Annotated in this window: 20 protein-coding genes; 14 read left to right on the top strand and 6 right to left on the bottom strand. The window is 41.6% G+C overall.

Translation table 11 applies throughout. The features are described from left to right. Positions 1–59: 59 nt before the first annotated feature. From hutU to AC6CHU_RS18935, 6 genes are all read left to right on the top strand, one after another. Positions 60–1,721: a urocanate hydratase gene (gene hutU / locus AC6CHU_RS18960; protein ID WP_498122589.1), complete on the top strand. Its 1,662-nt coding sequence runs from the start codon at positions 60–62 to the stop codon at positions 1,719–1,721. Positions 1,722–1,826: 105 nt separating this feature from the next. Then, positions 1,827–3,113 carry an imidazolonepropionase gene (gene hutI, locus AC6CHU_RS18955; protein ID WP_159868365.1) on the top strand — a complete coding sequence of 429 codons (1,287 nt, stop codon included), beginning with the start codon at positions 1,827–1,829 and terminating at the stop codon, positions 3,111–3,113. Next, positions 3,098–4,078 carry an agmatinase family protein gene (locus AC6CHU_RS18950; RefSeq protein WP_251283040.1) on the top strand — a complete coding sequence of 327 codons (981 nt, stop codon included), beginning with the start codon at positions 3,098–3,100 and terminating at the stop codon, positions 4,076–4,078. Before hutI ends, AC6CHU_RS18950 begins: the two co-directional genes overlap by 16 nt. A gap of 62 nt (positions 4,079–4,140) precedes the next feature. After that, positions 4,141–5,466: a YjiH family protein gene (locus AC6CHU_RS18945; RefSeq protein ID WP_236566294.1), complete on the top strand. Its 1,326-nt coding sequence runs from the start codon at positions 4,141–4,143 to the stop codon at positions 5,464–5,466. A 101-nt stretch (positions 5,467–5,567) separates the two neighbouring features. Further along, positions 5,568–6,767: a DHH family phosphoesterase gene (locus tag AC6CHU_RS18940; protein ID WP_159868374.1), complete on the top strand. Its 1,200-nt coding sequence runs from the start codon at positions 5,568–5,570 to the stop codon at positions 6,765–6,767. A 392-nt stretch (positions 6,768–7,159) separates the two neighbouring features. Then, entirely contained in the window at positions 7,160–8,335 is a 1,176-nt protein-coding gene (locus AC6CHU_RS18935; RefSeq protein ID WP_498122588.1) for a D-alanyl-D-alanine carboxypeptidase family protein, read from the top strand. Between the two features lie 72 nt (positions 8,336–8,407). Here the strand turns inward: AC6CHU_RS18935 and AC6CHU_RS18930 are convergent, their stop codons facing one another. Continuing rightward, a complete protein-coding gene (locus tag AC6CHU_RS18930) occupies positions 8,408–8,653 on the bottom strand; it encodes a YkuS family protein (protein WP_159868380.1) in 246 nt (81 codons plus the stop codon). Positions 8,654–8,757: 104 nt separating this feature from the next. Here AC6CHU_RS18930 and AC6CHU_RS18925 point away from each other — a divergent pair, with 104 nt between their 5' ends. Beyond that, positions 8,758–8,895 carry a YuzL family protein gene (locus AC6CHU_RS18925; RefSeq protein WP_159868382.1) on the top strand — a complete coding sequence of 46 codons (138 nt, stop codon included), beginning with the start codon at positions 8,758–8,760 and terminating at the stop codon, positions 8,893–8,895. A gap of 41 nt (positions 8,896–8,936) precedes the next feature. On the opposite strand, the gene AC6CHU_RS18920 is transcribed toward AC6CHU_RS18925, so the two are convergent. Further along, the gene (locus tag AC6CHU_RS18920) at positions 8,937–10,556 is read right to left on the bottom strand and encodes an ABC-F family ATP-binding cassette domain-containing protein (RefSeq protein ID WP_498122587.1); all 1,620 of its coding nucleotides are present in this window, start codon (positions 10,554–10,556) and stop codon (positions 8,937–8,939) included. 180 nt (positions 10,557–10,736) lie between these two features. On the opposite strand from AC6CHU_RS18920, the gene AC6CHU_RS18915 reads away from it, so the two are divergent. From AC6CHU_RS18915 to AC6CHU_RS18900, 4 genes are all read left to right on the top strand, one after another. Next, positions 10,737–11,189 (top strand): MaoC family dehydratase N-terminal domain-containing protein, encoded by a 453-nt coding sequence (locus AC6CHU_RS18915; protein WP_159868388.1) that lies wholly within the window; start codon positions 10,737–10,739, stop codon positions 11,187–11,189. Continuing rightward, positions 11,182–11,565, top strand: coding sequence for a MaoC/PaaZ C-terminal domain-containing protein (locus AC6CHU_RS18910; protein ID WP_159868391.1), 384 nt, complete (start codon positions 11,182–11,184; stop codon positions 11,563–11,565). The genes AC6CHU_RS18915 and AC6CHU_RS18910 overlap by 8 nt, the downstream gene beginning before the upstream one ends. 19 nt (positions 11,566–11,584) lie before the next feature. After that, entirely contained in the window at positions 11,585–13,954 is a 2,370-nt protein-coding gene (locus tag AC6CHU_RS18905) for a penicillin acylase family protein (RefSeq protein ID WP_498122586.1), read from the top strand. A 103-nt stretch (positions 13,955–14,057) separates the two neighbouring features. After that, positions 14,058–14,192: a hypothetical protein gene (locus AC6CHU_RS18900; RefSeq protein ID WP_268891678.1), complete on the top strand. Its 135-nt coding sequence runs from the start codon at positions 14,058–14,060 to the stop codon at positions 14,190–14,192. A gap of 38 nt (positions 14,193–14,230) precedes the next feature. Here the strand turns inward: AC6CHU_RS18900 and AC6CHU_RS18895 are convergent, their stop codons facing one another. From AC6CHU_RS18895 to AC6CHU_RS18885, 3 genes are all read right to left on the bottom strand, one after another. Then, positions 14,231–14,830: an SCO family protein gene (locus tag AC6CHU_RS18895; protein WP_159868397.1), complete on the bottom strand. Its 600-nt coding sequence runs from the start codon at positions 14,828–14,830 to the stop codon at positions 14,231–14,233. Positions 14,831–14,967: 137 nt separating this feature from the next. Beyond that, positions 14,968–16,452, bottom strand: coding sequence for an aldehyde dehydrogenase family protein (locus tag AC6CHU_RS18890; protein WP_159868400.1), 1,485 nt, complete (start codon positions 16,450–16,452; stop codon positions 14,968–14,970). 207 nt (positions 16,453–16,659) lie between these two features. Continuing rightward, positions 16,660–17,877, bottom strand: coding sequence for a NupC/NupG family nucleoside CNT transporter (locus AC6CHU_RS18885; RefSeq protein WP_159868403.1), 1,218 nt, complete (start codon positions 17,875–17,877; stop codon positions 16,660–16,662). A gap of 352 nt (positions 17,878–18,229) precedes the next feature. On the opposite strand from AC6CHU_RS18885, the gene AC6CHU_RS18880 reads away from it, so the two are divergent. After that, complete coding sequence (locus AC6CHU_RS18880; protein ID WP_197207005.1) at positions 18,230–18,331, top strand: YjcZ family sporulation protein; 102 nt, start codon at positions 18,230–18,232, stop codon at positions 18,329–18,331. A gap of 134 nt (positions 18,332–18,465) precedes the next feature. Here AC6CHU_RS18880 and AC6CHU_RS18875 read toward each other — a convergent pair whose 3' ends face one another. Then, positions 18,466–19,821, bottom strand: coding sequence for an IS1182 family transposase (locus AC6CHU_RS18875; protein ID WP_251285007.1), 1,356 nt, complete (start codon positions 19,819–19,821; stop codon positions 18,466–18,468). A gap of 209 nt (positions 19,822–20,030) precedes the next feature. Here AC6CHU_RS18875 and AC6CHU_RS18870 point away from each other — a divergent pair, with 209 nt between their 5' ends. Together AC6CHU_RS18870 and AC6CHU_RS18865 are read left to right on the top strand one after the other, a co-directional pair. Beyond that, positions 20,031–20,243 carry a YozQ family protein gene (locus AC6CHU_RS18870; RefSeq protein WP_159868409.1) on the top strand — a complete coding sequence of 71 codons (213 nt, stop codon included), beginning with the start codon at positions 20,031–20,033 and terminating at the stop codon, positions 20,241–20,243. A gap of 15 nt (positions 20,244–20,258) precedes the next feature. After that, positions 20,259–20,420: a hypothetical protein gene (locus AC6CHU_RS18865; protein WP_201306581.1), complete on the top strand. Its 162-nt coding sequence runs from the start codon at positions 20,259–20,261 to the stop codon at positions 20,418–20,420. The last annotated feature ends 207 nt before the right edge of the window (positions 20,421–20,627 follow it).

Below are 20,627 nucleotides of genomic sequence, written 5' to 3'. Positions count from 1 at the left end.
ACTTTTCAGATAGTTCTCATTATAAAATCTAAATATGAGATAACATTGGAGGGATAACAATGAAAGCGGAAACAAAAAGAGAAATTAAAAATTATCAAGGCAGTGAGCTTCATGCAAAGGGCTGGATCCAAGAAGCGGCACTCCGCATGTTAATGAATAACTTAAACAAAGAGGTTGCAGAGATTCCGGAAGAACTGGTTGTTTACGGAGGCATTGGGAAGGCTACCCGTAATTGGGATTGCTATGATGCGATTGTGAAAACTCTGCATGAATTAGAGGACGATGAAACACTTCTGGTTCAATCCGGAAAGCCGGTTGCCGTCTTTAAATCACATAAAGATGCACCAAAAGTATTGATTGCCAATTCAAATCTGGTGCCTGCCTGGGCAAACTGGGATACCTTCCATGAGCTTGATAAGAAAGGCCTTATGATGTATGGGCAAATGACAGCCGGAAGCTGGATTTACATCGGAAGCCAAGGGATCGTTCAGGGAACATATGAAACTTTTGCAGAGCTTGGCAGACAGCACTTCTCCGGCTCACTGAAACAAACGATAACTTTGACAGCAGGCCTTGGCGGAATGGGCGGAGCTCAGCCGCTTGCAGTGACCATGAATGATGGTGTCTGCATTGCCATTGATGTGGATGAATACCGCATTGACCGCAGGCTAGAAACTAAATATCTGGATACAAAGGTTTATACAATTGAAGAAGCTATTAAATTGGCAACAGAGGCAAAGCAGGAAGGCCGTCCGCTTTCTATTGGTCTATTAGGAAATGCAGCTGAAATTCTTCCAAAAATGCTTAAAATGAACTTCATTCCTGATGTCCTGACTGACCAGACTTCTGCACATGATCCTTTAAATGGCTATGTTCCAATTGGCTACTCTTTAGAGGAGGCAGCTGTTCTGCGGAAGGAGGATGCTGCTGAATATGTTCAGAAATCAAAAGCCAGCATGGCTGTCCATGTTCAGGCTATGCTGGATATGCAGAAGAAGGGCGCCGTTACATTTGACTACGGCAACAATATCCGTCAGGTCGCAAAAGATGAAGGCATCGAGAATGCTTTTGATTTTCCTGGATTCGTGCCTGCCTATATCCGTCCACTATTCTGCGAAGGAAAAGGGCCTTTCCGCTGGGTAGCATTATCTGGAGACCCTGAGGATATCTATAAAACAGATGAAGTAATCCTGCGTGAATTTGCGGATAACGAACACCTTTGCAAATGGATCAAAATGGCACGTGAGAAAATCCAATTCCAGGGACTTCCTTCCAGAATTTGCTGGCTTGGTTATGGGGAGCGCGCAAGATTTGGAAAAATCATCAATGATATGGTAGCTCGCGGAGAACTTAAAGCACCGATTGTTATCGGCCGTGATCATCTGGATTCTGGTTCAGTTGCCTCTCCAAACCGTGAGACAGAAGCCATGAAGGACGGCAGTGATGCAGTGGCAGACTGGCCAATCCTGAATGCGCTGATCAATGCAGTCGGCGGTGCAAGCTGGGTTTCCGTCCACCATGGAGGCGGCGTAGGAATGGGCTATTCCCTTCATGCAGGAATGGTTATTGTGGCAGACGGCACAAAGGAAGCAGAGCAGCGTCTTGAACGTGTCCTCACTACTGACCCTGGAATGGGAATCGTACGACATGTAGATGCAGGCTATGATCTCGCTATTAAAACGGCCAAAGAAAAAGGCGTAAACATTCCAATGATGAAATAAAGCTCTAACACTAGCAAATACGACATAATTTATTCGATGAGGAAGCTCTCCAATCCGATATTTGTGCGGATTGGATCTTCCATTTTTTAAGGAGGCACTACAAAAATGCACTCAAAACCTATTTTTATCAAACAGGCAAATCAAATGATTACTATGAAGGGCAGCTCCAAACAGCCGCTGACTAAAGAAAAAATGAGTGAGCTTTTTATTATTGAAGATGGGGCGGTATGGGTTGAAGAAGGAAGAATCAAATCCGCAGGGACAACTGCTGAACTTGAAGCAGAATATCAAAACAGGCTTAACGAAGCTGAAATCATTAACGCCAAAGGGAAAATCCTCCTTCCAGGATTAGTTGATCCGCATACACACCTTGTTTATGCAGGCAGCAGAGAAGAGGAATTCAATATGCGCCTGAACGGGGCGACGTATATGGAAATTATGAATAATGGCGGAGGTATCCATGCCACCACTTCTATGACCAGAACTGCATCTGAAGAAGAATTGGTAGATGCAAGTCTTGTACGCCTTGATCGCTTTCTAAAGCACGGAGTTACCACGATTGAAGCAAAAAGCGGATACGGATTAGATTGGGAAACAGAGCGAAAACAATTGACAGCAGCCCGGAAAGCGGATGAGCTGCATCCGGTGGAGGTTGTCCGCACCTTTATGGGGGCACATGCGGTACCTGCAGAATACAAAGAAAATCCTGATGCTTTTATTAACTTGGTCATTGAAGAAATGCTACCAAAAGTCGCGGAAGAAAAGCTTGCTGAATTCAACGATATTTTCTGCGAAAGAGGCGTGTTTACACCTGAACAGTCAAGAAAACTTCTTGAAGCAGGAAAGAAGTACGGCCTGACTCCGAAAATCCATGCGGATGAAATCGAACCTTATGAGGGGGCAGAGCTTGCCGCTGAAGTTGGAGCCATCTCTGCAGATCATTTGCTTAGAGCATCGGATAAAGGCATGGAAATGATGGCTGAAAAAGGAGTAATCGGTGTGCTGCTTCCAGGCACAGCATTTTTTCTAATGGCTGAAGCTGCCAGGGGACGCCGCATGATTGATAAGGGCGTGCCAGTTGCATTATCAACAGATTGCAACCCAGGCTCTTCGCCAACCTGCTCCATGCCTTTTATGATGAATCTTGCATGTATGCATATGGGGTTAACACCGGCTGAAGCCATTACGGCCGCTACCATTAATGCAGCACATGCGATCAATCGTGCCGAAGAAGTGGGTAGCATAGAGCCCGGCAAAAAGGCTGATCTGCTTTTGCTCAATGTACCGAACTACATGCAAATGCAATATCACTACGGCATGAACCATACGGACACTGTGATAAAAAATGGGGAAGTAGTGGTTAAGGGAGGAAGTTTATGCTACCAACAATAAATCCTCCCGGGTTTTTTTGGCCCCAATCCGAATTAGGAACCGACGTAAAAGTGAATGAATGGATACGCCAAATCCAGCGGGAAGGTGATTTGAAGGCAGAAAACTGGGATGTCGTGCTTTTCGGTGTCCCTCTTTCCCGCTCATCGATAAGCGCATCAGGAGCATCTGAATTCCCTGAATCCTTCAGGAGGTCCTGGAAAGGCTTTTCCACATATAATTTGGATTTTGAAAGTGATCTTCAAGAACTGAAGGTGGCTGATCTTGGTGACGTGAAAATGCATTTCACGGATATTCCGCAATGCCATGCCAATATTAAGCAAACGATGAAAGACGTAAGGACTCAATTTCCAGATTCATTTCCTATTGCGATCGGGGGAGATCACTCCATCACAGCCATGCTTGTCAGCGGCCTGAAGGAACTGGAGCCTGAAAAAGAAATCGGCATTCTCCAGCTGGATACGCATCTTGATCTCCGGAGTCTTGAAGACCATGGACCGACCAATGGGACTCCTATCCGAAATTTGATTCAGAATAATAAGATCAAAGGGGAAAATGTCTACAATATAGGCCTGCATGGCTTTTTCAACACCCAGTCGCTCGTCCACTATGCTAAAGAGCACAAGCTCAATTATATTACCCTTAAGGAAGCCAGAAGACGGGGAATGGAAGAAACGGTTAAAGAATCACTCCGGCAGCTGGAAACAAAAGTGGATAAAATTTATGTCACGATTGATATGGATGTGCTGGATATTGGTTTTGCGCCAGGGGTACCCGCATCTACACCAGGCGGCATGACTACTGAAGAACTATTTACAGCCGTTTACACTGCGGGACTTTCCTCTAAAACGGAAGCCATGGATATTGTCTGCCTTGACCCAACAAGAGATCACCAGGCACAGCCAACCGTGAAAGCAGGCACATACACATTTCTGACCTTTTTGACTGCCTTATTGAACAGAAGGTAAGGGGCACACACTGCTCCTTGCCTTTAAACTGAAGAGGGGGAATGAGAATGGAAAAAGAAACAATGTTAAGGCAATCTCAACAGCCGGCACTAAATCACAACGCCACTTTTAAAAACAAAGTTAAGTTTTTTCTTTTCAGCTCCATTGGCCTATTTATGTTTTTTGTTCCCGTTACCATTGATGATAAATCCTCTATCATGCTGGACCATTTCGTCTCTGCCATTCAAACTTTCATACCATCTGCAATTCCTTACTATGCTTTGCTTGTCATACTGCTTGGCGCCATTTATCCTTTCTGGACAAAAACCTGGCACAAAAACAAGGTAAACATCGTATTCTCCATTTTTAAAGTGATCGGATTTATTACCGCCTTCATGATTGTTTTCGGTTTTGGTCCTGCCTGGCTATTTGACCCGAGCATGGGACCCTTTTTGTTTGACAAACTCGTTATCTCTGTAGGACTGCTTGTTCCCATCGGATCTGTATTTCTTGCACTGCTTGTTGGGTATGGATTACTCGAATTTTTCGGTGTCATCATGCAGCCGATCATGAAGCCGATCTGGAAAACACCCGGAAAATCAGCGATTGATGCAGTTGCTTCTTTTGTTGGAAGCTATTCAATCGGACTGCTCATAACCAACAGGGTATTCAAAGAAGGAAAATATACTATCAAAGAAGCAGCCATTATTGCTACAGGATTCTCTACGGTTTCCGCAACGTTTATGATTGTTGTGGCCAAAACACTGGGGTTGATGGAAATCTGGAATACCTATTTTTGGACAACGTTTGCTGTCACTTTCATCGTTACAGCTATAACCGTTAGGATTTGGCCACTAAAATCTATGAGCGAAGAATATTACAATGGCCAGGAGCCTCCAGTTGAATCCTTCACGGGGAGCCGTCTGCAGGCAGCCTGGAAAGAAGCGATGGATACAGCTGCCCAGTCACCTTCATTATGGAAAAACATCATGGATAATCTAAAAGACGGCTTTGTTATGACAATGTCCATTTTGCCTTCCATTATGTCTGTCGGTTTATTCGGCCTCGTTCTTGCTGAATTTACCCCTGTGTTTGATTGGCTGGGATATATTTTTTATCCTTTTACGGCTCTGGTACAACTCCCCGAACCATTATTGGCAGCCAAGGCAAGTGCAGTGGGAATTGCTGAGATGTTTCTCCCAGCCTTGCTGGCAGCTGAGGCTGCAATGGTCACTAAATTTGTAATCGGAGTTGTTTCTGTATCAGCCATAATATTCTTTTCAGCACTTGTTCCGTGTATTTTATCAACAGAAATTCCTATAACCATTCCGCAGCTCCTTGTCATCTGGACAGAGAGAACCATTCTGACCATACTGATTACTGCTCCACTAGCCTATTTGCTGCTTTAACTGGAAATCCCCGCTCACTTCAGCGGGGATTTTTCGCATAGAATTTTCCTCCACAACCAAACTAACAGAGGAATGAGTCTAAGAATAGCAGGTGATGGAATTTGTACAGGCTGTATACACATAATGACCTTGATGGCGTCGGCTGCGGCATAGTGGCCAAGATCGCGTTTGGAAAAGATGTTGAGGTACGCTATAACTCTGTAATGGGACTTGATTATCAGATTGAAAAATTACTGGAAAACGAAAAAAATATAAAAGATGATTTCTTAATTATCACGGATTTATCTGTTAATGACGAAAATTTGATCCGGCTTGATGATCTGGCAAAAAGCGGGGGAAAAGTCAGATTGATTGACCATCACAAAACAGCTCTTCACTTTAATGATTACAGCTGGGGGAGAGTGAAGGTGCAATATGAAGATGGCAGGCTCACGGCTGCCACTTCTTTGTTGTATGAGTATCTTCAGGAGCATGAACTGATTGAGCCATCGCAGGCCCTCGATGAATTTGTCGAGCTTGTGCGGCAGTATGACACTTGGGAATGGGACCAAAATGATAATTTGAAGGCAAAAAATTTGAATGATTTGTTTTTCATGGTTTCCATTGATGAATTTGAGGAAAAAATGACCGATAGAATCATGAACTCTGATACTTTCGAATTTGATGATTTTGAACAAAAACTGCTTGAAATGGAAGAGGAAAAGATTGAGCGTTACGTAAGACGGAAGAAGCGGGAACTTGTACAAACGTTCATCGGAGAACATTGCGCAGGAGTTGTCCATGCAGAGTCTTATCATTCAGAACTGGGAAATGAACTTGGTAAAGAGTATCCGCATCTGGACTACATTGCAATCTTAAACCTCGGAGGCAAAAAAATCAGCTTCAGAACAATCCATGACCATGTTGATGTATCTGCCGTGGCAGGAAAATATGGAGGGGGAGGACATGCCAAAGCATCGGGCTGTTCAATGGGAAAGGATGCTTTTAAACTATTTGTTCAAGACATATTTCCCCTGGACCCTTTGAGACAGGATGCATTCAAAAACAAATACAATAATAAAAACGCCAAGCAGGGCTCACTATACGAAAATAAGAAAGGAGACAAATTTTTTATTTTTGCTGAAATGGACAACAAATGGATCCTTGAATTGAATGGAAAGCCAATGCAGGAACCTTACCCTGATTTCCAGACAGCAGAAAATTACATTAAAAGAAAGTACCAGGCATGGCTGGTTCATGATGATATTTATGTTGAATTCTTGAAGCGTTTTTATATGAAGGAAAAAAAGCAGCAAAAATAGCAGTCCGTTTGGATTGCTTTTTTTTGTAGATTCAGTCATTTTTCTTGAAGACCCGGTAATTAGTTTCAATTAACTGCCATTTTTCGTTGATGCCCGCTTTTTGGGCGTTATTCCTCCCGGTTAGTTAGTTACCATTTTCCTTGAGACCCCGCCAGTCTGGCGTTATTCTCCCGATTAATTACCTATACCCTTGAGAGCCCGCCTGTATAGGCGTTATCACCCCCGATCAACTACCATTTCCACTTAAAAAATTTCCTTTCATTATCAAACTTCTCAAATTCCGGCATAAAATTTTCAATTATGTAACAATTTATAAATATGATAGGGCTATGCATCTATTGTTTGATACAATCAGTATGGATTTATTATCGGCTTGAATTGGATGTGTATTTATGAGAAAACTCCTTGCTTTTATACTGCTTTTTCTATGTTATCCAACTTCATATACTGCTGCTGAAGAAACAGCAGAACCTGAAATTATCAGTGAAGCGGCCATTGTTACAGATTCTGAATCAGGAGCTGTTTTATATGGCAAAAACGCAGATAAAAAGATGTACCCGGCCAGTTTGACAAAAATAGCAACAGCCATTTATGCCATTGAAAATGGCGATCTGAATGATATGGTGACAATCAGCAAAAAAGCTGCAGAGACTGAAGGAACACGAGTGTATTTGGAGGAAGGGGAGCAGGTTCCCTTAAAAAAACTCATTCAGGGCATGCTTATTAATTCAGGGAATGATGCTGCCTGGGGGATTGCTGAGCATCTTGACGGCAATATTCAAACCTTCTCAGAGAATCTCAATCGCTATCTGGAAGAAAAGGCAGGTTTAAAAAATACCCACTTTATTAATCCGCACGGTTTGTATGATGACAACCATTATACAACCGCAGCAGACCTTGCGAATTTGACTAATTATGCCCTAAAGAATGAAACCTTTAGAAAGATCTACGGAACAAAGGAATTGAAGTGGACAGGAAAGTCGTGGGATACCACCATTTTTACTCATCACAGAATGCTTAAAGGGGAGGTACCATTCGAGGGAGTGACAGGGGGAAAGACCGGTTTTGTGGATGAAGCCAAACAGACTCTTGCTACCTCTGCTGAAAATGATTCAATCAAGTTAACCGCCATTGTGTTAAAAGCTGATTACAAGCGGGATATTTATAATGATACGAAAAACCTTTTGAATTATGGATACAGCAACTTTGAAACTGCGGCACTGAGCAGCACTGAGGTTTTTCCCTCTGATGGAAAAACCTATACGACAGGCGGTGAGACTATACCCATCACTTTGCCTAAAGGGGACTACGAGGATAACATTACAGCAAAAGGAAAGCTGCAGATAAAGGATGAGACCGGGAGGATTATTCAGTCTGTAAAGCTTGTAGAGGACAAACAGGATGAAGTGGTTTCAAGTCAGCTGAATAATACAGCTGATGAGCCTGAAAAAGAAACCACTGGGTATTATGGAAAAGCAGGATTAACCCTATTTTTATTTGGGGTCTTTATCCTTGTTTTAAGGAAAAACCTTAAAGAAAAAGCAAGAAGAAGGAGAAGACGGGTATAAAGCCCGTCTTTTTTAATTGAAGGCACCATTGAAAAAGACTAAAGAATATTTCTTTAGTCTTTGGATCACCCGTTATTGCATTCTTTGCTCAACCTGGCTGCATACCTCTTCCGCTGACAGGCCGCTGGCTTCAATAACAGAAGCCTTTGTAGAAACATCCTGCATACCCATTACATTTGAATCAACACCGCTCACTACACAGCATGTGCAGTTCTCAGCATCATGCGCCGACTTCAAGTCAACCACATCATATCCTTTTTGGCGAAGCGCTTCAGAAACATTTGTTAAGGATTGTTCAACAGCTACTCTTTTCGTCAATGTTAACACCTCCTCCGTTTGTTAGATTGGCTTTTGCACCCGATTTTTATTCCATGGATAAAAATCGCCTGAACACGAAAAAGTAAGAAAGGAGGTGTTTAACGATGAGCAAACGAAAAAAAGACCCTTCAAATGCTGGATTGAGTTCTCCAAACGTTGAAGGGCAGGGGACAACCAATATGGAAACAGGCAGCAGAAAGGCTTCCTCTGCACGCCATAAAAACAAAAAACAGGACTTTTGACAAACGTAAAAGCAGGAGGCTATTCCTCCTGCTTTTACAGTTTACTGATACATTTCAGCTACTTGTTTCTGAATGGCTGAGTCTTCTAAATACTCATCATAAGTCATTTGCTTATCGACAATGCCAGCAGGTGTAATTTCAATAATGCGGTTGGCAATGGTTTGAATGAATTGATGGTCATGTGATGCAAAAATCAAAGAGCCTTTGAAATTAATCAGTCCATTATTCAATGCCGTAATGGATTCCAAATCAAGGTGGTTGGTCGGCTCATCGAGAAGAAGCACATTTGCACCGCTAAGCATCATTTTAGAAAGCATGCAGCGGACTTTTTCTCCACCGGAAAGTACGCTTGCTTTTTTTAGAACTTCCTCACCGGAAAACAGCATTCTTCCAAGGAAGCCCCTCAGGAAGCTTTCACTGTCATCAGCAGGTGAGAATTGGCGCAGCCAATCAACAAGGTTCAGATCAGAGTTCTCGAAAAACTCCGAGTTATCTTTCGGGAAATAGGACTGGGAGGTAGTAACACCCCACTTATATGTGCCTTCATCAGGCTCCATTTCACCAGTCAATATTTTAAATAGGATAGTTTTCGCTAATTCGTTCGTGCCAACTAGCGCAATTTTATCATCTTTATTCATGATGAAGCTGACATTATTCAAGACTTTAACGCCATCAATCGTCTTGCTGATTCCATCCACCCGGAGCAGGTCATTCCCGATCTCACGGTCAGGTGAAAAGCCGACATATGGATATTTTCTGGAGGACGGTTTAATGTCATCCAATGAAATCTTGTCAAGAAGCTTTTTACGTGAAGTTGCCTGCTTGGATTTTGACGCGTTTGCACTAAAGCGGGCAATAAAGCTTTGCAGCTCCTTGATTTTTTCTTCCTTTTTCTTATTGGCATCCTGAGCCATCCTTTGTGCTAGCTGGCTTGACTCATACCAGAAGTCATAGTTACCCACATAGATTTGGATCTTTCCAAAGTCAAGATCCGCAATATGGGTACATACTTTGTTTAAGAAATGACGGTCATGGGATACAACAATAACCGTATTCTCAAAGTTGATTAAAAATTCTTCAAGCCATTGGATTGCTTTGATATCCAAGTGGTTAGTCGGCTCATCCAGCAAAAGAACATCCGGCTTGCCAAAAAGGGCCTGTGCAAGTAAAACCTTTACTTTTTCAGAACCGGAAATATCAGCCATTTTTTTGTCATGAAGCTCTTCTTCGATTCCAAGTCCCTTCAGCAAAATAGCTGCTTCAGATTCTGCTTCCCATCCATTTAACTCTGCAAATTCACCTTCAAGTTCGGCAGCTTTCATGCCATCTTCATCAGTGAAGTCAGCCTTCATATAAATGGCATCTTTCTCCTGCATTACTTCATAAAGGCGGGCATGTCCCATAATGACTACTTTTAATACTTCAAACTCCTCGTATTCAAAATGGTTCTGCTTCAGGACAGCCAGACGCTCACCAGGTCCTAAGTGAACACTGCCTGATTGCGCCTCAATCTCACCTGATAAAATTTTAAGAAAAGTTGATTTGCCTGCACCATTTGCTCCAATCAAGCCATAGCAATTCCCAGGTGTGAATTTAATATTAACATCTTCGAAAAGTTTGCGGTCACCGTATCGAAGACCTACATTACTGACAGTTATCATATTATTTTTATTCCTCCAAATACATAATCCTTAAAATTATACCACTTTCAGCGCGTAATCGCGAATCCTTCTTCCTAATATCGCGTAACGACTTAAATAAAGTTTTGAGAATTAACAGGAAGCCGATGAAAAAAGTCGAATACATAAAGATTATAAAAAACGAGAGGACGTGCATTATTTATGGAATCTCTTTTAAAAACTGATGTAAAGTTAAAGCCTTTCAGTTTCACAATTGAAAGGGGGAAAATCAGGGAATTTGCAATAGCCATTGGAGACAGCAATCCTATTTATTATGATGCCGGCGCTGCCAGAAAAGAGGGGTACCGGGATATTCCCATTCCTCCTACATTTCCGACAGCTATCGAGATGTGGGGAGGCTTGGACTTCGAAACCTTAATTGAGCTTTTCGGACTGGACCCGCTTAAGGTGCTGCACGGCGGTCAGGAATACCGCTATTTAGGGGAAATGTATGCTGGCGATACAGTAACTGCGACCCCTCAATTAATATCTTCTTTTGAAAAAAGGAAGCTTCGGTTTATCACAATCGGTATTCATTACAAAAACAGTGATGGAAGGGATGTTCTATATTCAGAATCTACCATTATAGAAAGAGGGGAAAACAAAAATGAGTGAGCTTAAAAAAATTCAAAAACCCATAATCACACATACACAGCTAGTCAAGTATGCCGGGGCATCCGGAGATTTTAATCCGATTCATACAGTAGTTCCGGTAGGAGAAAAAGCGGGATTGGATGGAGTCATTGCCCATGGGATGCTCATCATGGGAATGGCAGGTGAAGCACTGGCTGAGTGGTTTCCAAGAAAAGACCTGAGAAAATTTAAAGTGCGCTTCAGCAAAATGACACGCCCCGGCGAGAAGCTGACAATTGAAGGCAAATTGACCGGCGAAAGATGGGAGGAGGACGAAAAAAGAGTGACAGGAGAAGTATCAGTAAAAAATGAAGCTGGTGAGCAAAAGCTTTCCGGCCGGTTCGAAGTAAAAATTTAATAAAAGGGAAGGAATGTATATGGAAGGCAAAATCAGTGTCCAGCACCAGCCAAAATCAAAGTGGAAGAAATACTCGCTGTGGAGCATTGCAATCATATTCGTTGTATTGGCTGCAGCCTTTTTCATTACCTATGGGTTCTTGTCCCGTTCTCTGCCTAAGATAGAGGGTGAAATCAGAATAGGTTCAATTTCTAATCAAGTAACAGTCAATCGCGATGACAACGGGGTCCCGCACATACTTGCTGCAAATGAAAGGGATCTTTTTATTGCACAGGGGTATGTGCAGGCTCAGGATCGCCTTTTTCAGATGGATTTAAGCAGGCGCCAGGCATCGGGAAGGCTGAGCGAAGTAATCGGAGAGGCTACAGTAGATAATGATAAATACTTCAGGACCCTTGGGCTTAGAAGAGCTGCAGAAGCATCCTATGAGGCATACTCTCCCGATGCCAAAAAGATTTTAAGCTGGTATGCGGAAGGAGTTAACCTTTTTATTAAAGAAGCTGCCGAAAACGGAAAATTACCTGTTGAATTTTCCATACTTGGCTATAATCCCGAACCATGGACTCCAGTGGATTCGCTCACTATTGGCAAATACATGGCATATGATCTTGGCGGACATTGGGAGAGCCAGGCATTCCGCTATTATCTCCTTCAGCATTTTCCGGAAGATAAAGCATATGAATTATTTCCCTCCTATCCGGAAGAAGCCCCTTACATAATTGGAAAACAAAATTTAAATATCGAAGAAAGCTTTGCATCTGTCACCACACCTCCAGAATTCAACGGAAGCAATAACTGGGTGGCAGCCGGCAGTAAAACGGCATCCGGAAAGCCAATTTTGGCGGACGACCCTCATTTATCACTCAGCACACCTTCCATTTGGTATCAAATGCATCTGCAGTCCCCGGAAATGAACGTCAGCGGCGTTATTTTTGCCGGCATTCCAGGTATCATCCTAGGCCACAATAAAGATATTTCATGGGGAGTTACCAATACAGGACCTGATGTTCAGGATTTATATATTGAAAAAAGGAATCCTGACAATAAAAATGAGTTTCTTTTTAATGGAAAATGGGAAAAGGCTGAAGTAATACAAGAACCAATTAAGGTAAAAGGAAATGAGACAATCAGGTACAAAGTAACGATTACCCGCCATGGACCTGTCATTTCAGAATTTGCTGCAGACAGCGGCAAGGATACCCTACTTTCTTTGCAATGGACGGCACTTCAGCCTTCAAAAGAGCTCGAAGCTATTCTGAAAATGAACAAAGCCTCAGACTGGAATCAGTTTGAGGAAGCTTTGGAGAATTTTCATACTCCCGCCCAAAACTTTGTTTTTGCTTCACCGGATGGAACAATAGCGTATAAAGCCAATGGTAAAATCCCCATCAGAAAGAAAGGAGACGGATTACTTCCAGTGCCTGGCTGGACGGATGAATATGGATGGAAAGGCTATATCCCCTATGATCAGCTGCCTAAAGTGATCAATCCCAAAGAAGGATTTATCTCAACGGCAAACAATAAGGTTACGGGTGACAGCTATCCTTACCATATCAGTCATGATTGGGCCCAGCCATTTCGGCAAATGCGCATTCAGGAATATCTAAAAAGCAAAGATGATCTTTCAGCTGAAGACATGATGGCTCTGCAAATGGATCTGAAAAACCTGCAGGCAGAGGAATTTATCCCGATGTTTCTTTCTGTATTGAAAGAACCCTCAACAGCTATTGAAGAAGAGGCTTTATTCATCCTCAGTAAATGGGATTATTATGACAGCAAGGATGAAGCAGCCCCTCTCATTTTCAATCTTTGGATGAAAAGCATATCCGATATTCTTTTTGAAAAAGAGATTTCATCGGACATGAGGAAGCTCTTTAAAGGGCAAAAACAGGCAGTGGATGAATTATTGAGAAATGAAGCAAATGGCAGGGAAAGCATCTGGATTGAAGAGAAGGGGGGACTTAAGAAAGTCCTGTCTCTATCATTGAGTAATGCGGTTAAGGAAGCCGTAAAGCTGCAAGGTAACAGCCCGTCTAAGTGGAAATGGGGTAACTATCATCAATTAGCTTTTTCCCATCCTCTTTCAAGTGTCAAACCTTTAAACTACTTGTTTAATAGAGAGGGCCGGATTCCTGTTGGCGGCAGCTCAGTCACTGTCCAGGCAGCAGCCAATAAAGATGATGGCACTGTGAATCATGGAGGATCCTGGAGATTTGTGATTGATACACAAAATATGAGTACTGCCTTTCACCTGGTGGGACCAGGGCAATCAGGGCATCCTTTAAGTCAGTGGTACCACGATCAGATGACCGACTGGGCAGAAGGTTCTTATCATAAAACAGCTCTCGCCGAAGAAAAAGCCAGGCATACACTTTTGCTAAAACCTTGAAAAAACACCCAAATATCATAAAATGTTTCTTTTTGTTCATAGTTTTTTCATAAATTTCATGTACAATAATAAACATACAGGCAGGGAAAAAGGAGTTTTTTAGATGGCTAAAAAACAGCTGGTTGATTTAGTAAACCGATTAAAGAAATCCGGTATTAAAGTAAGCTTTTCAAAGCCAAGATCCAAAACTTTAATGCTCATTGACCAAAACAAAAATTTATCTTCTTCTGCGAACTAGGTTTAAAAAAATGGCGGATCTAAAATCCGCCATTTTTTCTATATTTGCTTCATGATTTTTTTGAAAACTTCTTTCCTGTTAAAATCTTCTCCCATAGGGAATTTCTTGATAAATTTATTATTTTCGTCAAGCAAATACACAAAAGTGCTATGAACATAGAAACCGTCACCGGGATCACGATATTGAAATTGGAAAGTGTTTGCGAGCTCTTTAATTTCTGCCTGATCTTTTTTTAGTGTATCTGGATTGGCAGTAAGAAAGAGCCAATTTTCATCATTTTCGATTTCAAAGGCTTTTCTATATTTTTTTAAAACATCTGTGGTGTCCCTATAAGGGTCGATCGTTACTGTAATGAATTGCACTTTCTCCCCGAATACCCCCTCATTAATAAGATCACTTTTCAGGAGATTCATTCTTTGGGTAGTTGTCGGACATATATCCGGACAGTGGGTATAAATAAATTCAACAAGCTTCAGTTTATCCTCAGATTCTGCAAAGTTGAATGCCTTTTCATCATCTGTTAAAAGAGTGATATGATCAGGTATTTTTGCTGTCATATCACGTATAAGAAAAAAAGAAATGCCTGCAGCAATGCCTAATATTACGATAATAGCGGAAACCATGTAAACTTTTTTCATTATTTCCCCTCCTAATATAAGGATAAATAATATCCATCAAAAATCCTATGGATAATCTGTGAACTTATACTTATTAAAGGGAAAAGGAGATGCAATTAAAAAAGGAACCCCGCGGGGTTCCTTTTTTGAATCAGCTATTATTTCATTGAGATCCAAACACTCTTTACTTCTGTATAGTTATCCAGAGCGTATGATCCCATTTCACGGCCAATACCGGATTGTTTGTATCCGCCAAATGGAGAAGCAGCATCAAACGCGTTGTAGCAGTTCACCCAAACTGTACCAGCGCGGAGTTTATTTGCTACATAGTGTGCATTTGCCACATCACGAGTCCAAACTCCTGCAGCTAAACCATATTCGCTGTTATTGGCACGGTTAATTAATTCGTCAATATCATCATAAGGCATAGCCGAAATGACCGGTCCAAAGATTTCTTCTTTTGCAATTGTCATGTCATCATTAACATCAGCAAAGATAGTAGGGGAGACGAAGTAGCCTTGCTCCTGCGGCTTATCTCCTCCGGCTACAAGCTGAGCACCTTCACTCAGGCCTTTTTCAATGTATCCGAGAACTCTGTTTTGCTGCTCAGCAGACACAAGTGGTCCAATTTCTGTGTCAGCATGAAGTCCGGCACCTTGCTTGATTTTTTTAGCATGTGAAGCCATGTCAGCTACAACATTGTCAAACTGCTTCTTTTGAATGAAAACACGGGAGCCGGCACAGCAAACCTGTCCCTGGTTGAACATAACACCGTTAAGAGCTCCAGGGATTGCCTTTGATAAATCAGCATCTGGCAGGATAATGTTTGGAGACTTACCGCCAAGCTCTAGCGTAACACGCTTTAATGTTTTAGAAGCATTGGACATGATCAGTTTTCCGACTTCAGTAGAACCAGTAAATGCAATCTTATCTACTAACGGGTGATCAACAAGCGGCTGGCCTGCTGTTTCTCCGAAGCCTGGAACGATATTAACAACTCCAGGAGGGAAGCCGGCTTCATCCATTAATTCGGCAAGATATAAAGCAGAAAGTGGTGTCTGCTCAGCTGGTTTAAGAACAACCGTACATCCCGTTGCAAGGGCAGCACCCAGCTTCCACATTGCCATAAGAAGAGGGAAGTTCCAAGGGATGATTTGTCCCACAACCCCAACAGCTTCATGGCGGGTATAGTTGAAGAATGGCCCGCTGACAGGAATAGTCTGTCCGACAATCTTCGTAGACCAGCCTGCATAGTAGCGCATATGCTCAATAGCCAGAGGAATATCAGCATTTGTTGTTTCACGGATTGGCTTACCATTATCCAGTGTCTCAAGCTGTGCTAATTCTTCACTGTTTTCTTCCATAAGATCAGCAAGCTTGTACATCAGACGGCTGCGCTTAGAAGCGCTCATTTTAGACCATTTGCCTTCATCAAAAGCCTTTCGGGCTGCTTTTACTGCCAGGTCAATATCTTCTGCACCAGCTTCATAAACAGAAGCAAGAACTTCTCCTGTAGCCGGATTGTACGTATCGAATGTTTTCTGTGATTTGCTTTCAACAAATTCACCATTGATATATAATTTCTTCTTTCCGCTTAAGAACTTTTCTACCTTTTCTTTTAACCCTGCAGTTAACTGACTCATATAATTCCTCCTCAAAATAGTAGTCTATGTATTTCATGCTGCAAAACTTTAGAAGAATACTATTGATAACGCTTACATCACTACTTTAACATTAATAAAAATATAAAATCAACTCTGAATTAAAGTAATTTTCAGATAATGTTCGACAATTCTCGCCTTATACCAAAAAAATAGCATACTGATTTTATCCAGTATGCTATCAGACTATTAAATTAACATTCCTGCAATCGCTGCACTTAATAGAGAAGCAAGCGCTCCAGCAATTACAGCGCGGATTCCCAGCTTGGCAATATCATTCCTGCGGTCAGGCGCCAGATTGCCGAGACCTCCAAGCAGGATGGCCATAGAGGAGACATTCGCAAATCCGCAAAGCGCGAAGCTTACTACTGCAACAGTCTTAGGAGAAAGATTGCTGATTTCAGGAGCAAATGCTGAGTATGCAACAAATTCATTCAAAACAAGCTTTTGGCCGATATATCCGCCAGCTTGTACAGCTTCTGCCCATGGAACTCCAACTGCAAATGCAATTGGGGAGAAAATAAAGCCAAGGATCATTTCAAGTGTCAGGTTTTCCAGTCCAAAAAGTCCGCCTGCAAAACCGATAATGCCATTAATTAGAGCAACCAGCGCGATGAAAGCGAGAAGCATGGCACCGATATTTAAGGCAAGCATTAAACCATCACTTGCACCACGGGCAGCAGCATCTACGATATTGACAGATTGTGTATCCTTTTCAATGCTGATATCATCAGTTGTTTCAGATTTCTCAGTTTCAGGCATCATCATTTTAGCCATAACAAGTCCGGCAGGAGCTGCCATAAAGCTTGCTGCAAGCAAGTATTCCAACGGAACACCAAGCAGTGAATATCCAATCAGAACAGAACCGGCTACGGAAGCTAAACCGCCGGTCATGATAGCGAATAATTCCGACTTTGTCATTTTGCTGATGAAAGGGCGAACGATTAGAGGCGCCTCAGTCTGTCCGACAAAAATATTGGCAGCTGCAGAAATGGATTCTGCCTTGCTTGTCCCAAGCAGCTTAGCAAGGGCTCCGCCAATCACCTTAATAATGATTTGCATGATCCCTGTATAGTATAGAACAGAGATAAGGGAAGAGAAGAAAATGACAACTGTCAGAACCTGAAATGCAAATACAAACCCAACACCTGAACCTTCCTGGAATAATCCTCCGAATAGAAAGTTAACACCTTCATTGGCGTAACTTACAATATCATTTACTGCAAAAGTTAATTTTTCCAGTGCCTTTTTCCCAAGATCCCATTTTAGTACAGCAAAAGCAAAGGCAAACTGTATGGCAAGACCGCCAAGAATTGTACGCAGATTAATCGCTTTACGATTTGATGAAAGTAGAAAAGCAATACCCAGTACAGTAAAAATACCGAATAAACCCCAGATAAAACTCATGTTGACACCTCATTTGTTGATTTTAGATTAATGAAAACGTTTTTACGAAACATCAAAAATATAGACCTCTGCAGAAAGAGGTTTGTGAATAGACGTCAGACATCTAACTTGGTATATGTCCATTTTAACATGAATCCGTTTGCAGTAAAGAGTTTTTTTCATTCCAAATTTGTTTGCATGATAAATCTCCCATTTTTGTTCACAATTTCAGCTATTTAACGTTCTTCCCAAATCATTTCTTCATTCCGCAAAGTAAAAAATTTTCGGTTTTATTTTATTCCTCTGTTACAACTGCCCATTCGGGACAAACATCATGTTCATACACTGTCACTAGATGTCAGGAGGTGTTGGAATGGGTGCAGGTGCAGGATGCGGCGGCGGTTTTGCTTTAATCGTTGTCCTGTTTATACTTCTAATCATTGTAGGTGCTGCTTACGTCGGCTGGGGATATTAATGGATAATGACCATGTAAAATAAAATTGCTTAAAATCTGCCTTTATAAGGGCAGATTCAGACCGTAGACAAACCCCAGTTTCATTTTGTGAAACTGGGGTTTTATCATATTTTTCAGTTGGCATACCTCAATAATTAAGCTGGACATGGTCCTCGCCATGTCCAATTTGCCAGTTTCTTAAGGTTCATAGCAGCGAAAGTAAGCATCGCCTGCATTGAAACTTTTTTAAGCCCTCTTAGGGTCGTCCAACGCATGCCATGCTTTTCTTTTGCATCCGCAAAGACACGTTCGATCGTTTCTTTGCGCTTTGCATATAACGTTTTATTCAGTTCGGTATGTCTCAGATGTTCCACTTCATCTATGTAACCCTGCCATAAATGCCGATGAATCATTTTAGTGTGATTTTGGCTTTGAGTACAACGTTCTAAAAGAGGGCATTCTTTACACTTTTGTGGATTTGAAGTGTACTGTTTGTAGCCATCTCTAGTCGTTGTGCGGTAAGGAAGGATTTGTCCTTCAGGACAAATATAGCAATCAAAATGTTCATCATATACGTAGTCGTACTTTTTAAGATATCCGTCTTTTGTTCTCGGACGAGTGTAGGGCATAACGGGTCTAATCTCTTGATCCATAAGGAATTTTGCTATGTGGGGTGTCTTATATCCAGCATCAACTGCGATAGATTCAGGCTTTCCAACTTTATCCCTGACTTGAGTGACGAGTTGGTCTAACATGCGACTATCATGAACATTTCCACCAGTGACAAGAGAACCTAAGATAAACCCACGAGAATCACATGCTGTATGAAATGAATAAGCAAATAATTTCTCCCGTTCATCTTTTACATAATAGCCACTTTCAGGATCTGTTGTACTGACCTTTATTTCTTTTGACTCTTCTTTATTCTGTGGGGGGAAGGGCTTTTTTCCGTGTTCCTCACGGTCGATATTAATTTCTTCATCTAGCTGAGCTTGGTAACTTCTTGTTTCAACACGAGCTATTTTCTTCTCAAACTTCTTTTTATTCGCATTCGCTTTTACATGGGTAGAATCAATAAAAGCAACTGATGGGTCGACCAATCCCTTTGTCATGGCTTCTTTTAAGATACGATAGAAGATTTGTTCAAAAAGGTCCGTATTGTGAAAGCGTCGTGCGTAGTTTTTACCGAAGGTTGAAAAATGAGGAACTTTCTCTGTGAACCCATACCCAATAAACCAACGATAGGCTACGTTGGTCTCAATCTCTTTAATTGTTTGACGCATCGAGCGTATGCCAAATAGATATTGAATGAACACCATTTTAACAAGGACAACAGGGTCAATACTAGGTCTCCCATTGTCTAAGCTATACTTATCTTTTACTAGGTCATAAATGAATTCAAAATTAATAGCTTGTTCGATCTTTCTAACCAGGTGATCTTCAGGCACTAATTGGTCAAGAGCGACCATTTCTATTTGATTTCTTCCATCTTCTACGTGTTTTGATAACATTTGAATCCCCCACAAAAAATCTTTTCAATCTAATTATACAAAAAAAGCTTGTAGACGTGGTCTGCAAAGCAGACTTTGTCTACAAGCTGAATCTGCCTTTATAAGGGCAGATTTTTTGTTTTCTGGCAATCAGTTTAATTTGAATCGTATGATAATCGGTTTAATGTCCAAAATAAGGACAGTTCTTATTTTAGAAGGAGGGATCTTGCATGACTAAAAAAGACAATAACGATGGAACAAATATTGCAGGCAGATATTATGAGGCTGAGGATTATAAAAGAAATGATCAGCTTTCATCCGGACTCGCAACAACTCATGAGCAGGTAAGTGACACCTATATGGAAGGCCAGGCGGATGCGGTAATTGAGGATGTAGTTGGGGTGGATATTTCCATTCCCCGTAAAGGGTATGATGAAGAATAGAAAGGAGGCATTTCTTTGACGCCGAGAGATGCTCAAGATGATCTGAGTCAGTACAAAATGCCGGAAGTTCTTCGAAAAAAGAGGACTTCTTCTTACCGGGTGGGTTATCAGGCTACAACAGGCAATCAGACACCTGGTGAACCCGAAGCAGGAAAGAGGACGGATGAAGAAAATTAATCTGCACCGCTAATTGAATTGGAAAAGAGAAGATGTAAAACATCTTCTCAGGCTGTCGAGAAACTCTCGACAGCTTTTATTTTTATCATTAACCTTATTAATTCACCGCGTTAATTTGATATAATATAATTAATTTTACTTAGGATGGTGGATGGCATGTTCAAACCGAAAAGAGAATCACAAAATGAAGCGGAATTTGTTTTTATT

Source organism: Cytobacillus sp. GQ23 (genome assembly GCF_059758675.1).
The sequence above is the reverse complement of the archived record's forward strand: the minus strand, read 5'-3'. Positions and strand labels throughout refer to the sequence as shown.